Here is a 2,570-nt window from a genome sequence, read left to right as displayed (position 1 = left end):
CCCCACATGTGCGGGCGGATGGTGAATGTCGTCTACAGCCGCGAGGATCCAAATCGAATAGCCAAGCTTGGAGTATGGACCGACGAACTGCTCTTCTCTACTCAGCTCCCGAGCGGCGAATTCGTTTGCCTTATGCAGTCTATCGAACCATTGCCGGAGGACTTTTTCGCCTTTGCACCCGTTTTGAGTCCATACAGCATTACACTCGGCATCGATGAGAACGAAATGGACGATGCGCGAGGCATATCATGCTTCGATTGTGCGCAACTTTTTGAAGGGCATGGCTGCATCCGCTCGCTTCACAATATGCGCTTGATGTCGGTTGCCGTGGCGAATGAATAGCTTTCGGCTACCTCTAAGGCGGTCCGATAGAGAATCCTGGTATGGCATGGCTTTCCGAAGCAAGAAGACGCTCGAGAAACTAGACGACAGCAGCTTCGTCCCGCAGCCCGGACCTCCGTTGAGCAAGTGGCAAAGGTCTGCTTCCCGCCTAATTCGACATTTTGTCGAAGAGAAGGATGTCTGCTTCCGGGCTGGTCGAGCACGACCATACACGGCCGACTTGCGGCGCAAAGCTGCCGTTCAAGCATGGTACTTGGGAGTTCGTGTCGGCGCGCTATCAGACACAATGTACCAGAAGTCGATCCCTTCAGAGCTATCTAAAAACCGAATCTAGTATCCTGCCTTATCCATGAGCACTCGCAATTCGGGCTGAGGAGCGACCCAGAAAGTTCGAAAAGCTTCCAGGAACCCCAGGGGAGTTGGAGGCGGATCGTACGTTGCGGCCCATAGATATGGCAGCGAACGCCGCAATGAAGCGGCTGTCATCGTCGGCAAAAGAGGGTCCAAATCGGACTGTCGGCGGCTCCGTCGTGCGAACGAAAAATGACGAGAAGCAGAACTTTCGTGTGCGGTTTTTGCACACAACATATCGTAACTAGCTGATATTGCTTATCTATCGGCCCTGTCCATCATCGCCACGGGTCGCGATTTTCTACCGCACGGCATCGAACGCACCTTGCTCACGCTGCATGCCGGCGATAGCAAAAGAACGCGCCCTCAATAGTGGGTCTTGCGATGTAGCGGTCTCCCGACTCGAACCCCCGCAGCCGCGGTCTGCTATCCTATTTTCACGCCGTTACCGCCGTTTGTCGCATTGGCCGGACAGATCCATTCCAAGCATAGCAAGGAAAGGGTAGCGTGATTGCTTCTTAGGTGAATGCTCCACTGTCGCGGAACTCAGCCCGCGAGGCGATGTGCAGCGAGAAAAGCAATGAAACGCGCACTTGGCGGGCTCCTGCTGTTCGGCATTAATCGAGAACAGGCAGCGGTAGCTATCGGCGTCAGTCCAACGACGTTCGACCAGATGGTCGCGGATGGCCGTATGCCACAACCGCGGATGCCCAGCAAAGAGCGCTATGTCTGGGATGTGGAGGAACTGGCAGAGGCATTCGGGCGGCTACCACACCGCAACAACAAACTTGACGGCGTGTCCTCCAGCGATAATCCTTGGGATCGCAGATGATGGACGTGGCGAGCACCATGGTGAAATTCAATCTGAAAGGCGTTGTCGAAGACAGGGATCGGCACGGCAATATCCGGCTGTACTTCCGGGCACCGGGTAGAAAAAAGATCCGTCTGCGAGAAAAGCCAGGTTCAGCCGAGTTCCACGAAGAAGTGCGCTGCGCGCGAGATGGCGTTCCCTATGCTTCGGCTCAGAATGTGGTCGGGCCTGTAGTGAGGCCAGTTGCCCCTCGCGGCAGTCTGATGTGGCTTTGCCAGGAGTATTTCCGGCGCGGTGGCGCAGAGGTCGGCGAAGGCACGATGCTTCGACGACGAACAATACTCGAAGGCGTTGCAAACTGCCTCACCCGCTGAGCGGGCCAGTCAATCCGGACTTCTCGACGAAGGGTTCATTACCGTTCGCGGCCATGAAGCGGGCTCACGTCAAGGAGCTCCGTGATACCCGGTCAGACGCTCCGGGGGCAGCCAACAATATTACAAAAGCCATTAGCGCAATGTTCGCTTGGGCCAAGGATGCCGAGATGGTCGAGGTCAATCCGGCAAACGGAATAAAGCGCCTGACTTCCGGCAATGGCGAAGGTTTCCACACCTGGGAAGTGTCGGAGATCGTCCAGTATGAGAAACGACATGCGCGCGGCACTATGGCTCGTATGGCGCTGGCGATTTTCATGTTCACGGGTTTGCGACTGTCCGATGCCGCAATCTTCGGCAGACAACACATTACCCAGGTTCGCAACAAGGATACCGGGATCTGGGAGAAGTGGATCAGGATCAAGCCTGGCAAGACCGACAAGAGCAAGGTGCGCAAGGAAGCGATTGTTGTCGAACTGCCTCTGCTCCCAGAACTCGAGGATGAGCTTTCCTTCGCCCCGGCCGGCAACCTGACATTCCTCGTCACCGAGTATGGTCGGCCTTTCTCGGAAAACGGCCTTGGTAACAAGATGCGCCAATGGTGCGACGAAGCGGGGCTCCCGGGCTGCAGCGCCCACGGGGTCCGCAAGGCAGGCGCCACCGTTGCCGCAGAAAACGGAGCCACACATGAACAG

General features: G+C 56.5%; 3 protein-coding genes and 1 pseudogene. All 4 read left to right on the top strand.

From position 1 onward, the window contains the following. Nucleotides 1-342: hypothetical protein (locus tag EN964_RS31525; RefSeq protein ID WP_206528785.1), on the top strand; the 342-nt coding region annotated here is incomplete at its 5' end. A 931-nt stretch (nucleotides 343-1,273) separates the two neighbouring features. Continuing rightward, on the top strand, nucleotides 1,274-1,525 hold the full coding sequence (locus EN964_RS31520) for an AlpA family transcriptional regulator (RefSeq protein ID WP_127269285.1): 252 nt from the start codon (nucleotides 1,274-1,276) through the stop codon (nucleotides 1,523-1,525). Beyond that, nucleotides 1,522-1,878, top strand: coding sequence for a hypothetical protein (locus EN964_RS31515; RefSeq protein ID WP_127269286.1), 357 nt, complete (start codon nucleotides 1,522-1,524; stop codon nucleotides 1,876-1,878). Before EN964_RS31520 ends, EN964_RS31515 begins: the two co-directional genes overlap by 4 nt. A 167-nt stretch (nucleotides 1,879-2,045) precedes the next feature. Next, nucleotides 2,046-2,570, top strand: a pseudogene (locus EN964_RS31510) (site-specific integrase); the annotation flags it as partial.

The sequence above is a fragment of the Mesorhizobium sp. M7A.F.Ca.CA.001.10.2.1 genome, assembly GCF_003998575.1.
Lineage (GTDB): Bacteria > Pseudomonadota > Alphaproteobacteria > Rhizobiales > Rhizobiaceae > Mesorhizobium.
Note: the sequence above shows the minus strand (reverse complement) of the source record. Positions and strands in the feature narration are given on the sequence as shown.

Coding starts and splice junctions, on each gene's coding strand:
- EN964_RS31520 (WP_127269285.1), top strand. CDS start 1,274: ATGAAACGCGCACTTGGCGGGCTCCTGCTGTTCGGCATTAATCGAGAA.
- EN964_RS31515 (WP_127269286.1), top strand. CDS start 1,522: ATGATGGACGTGGCGAGCACCATGGTGAAATTCAATCTGAAAGGCGTT.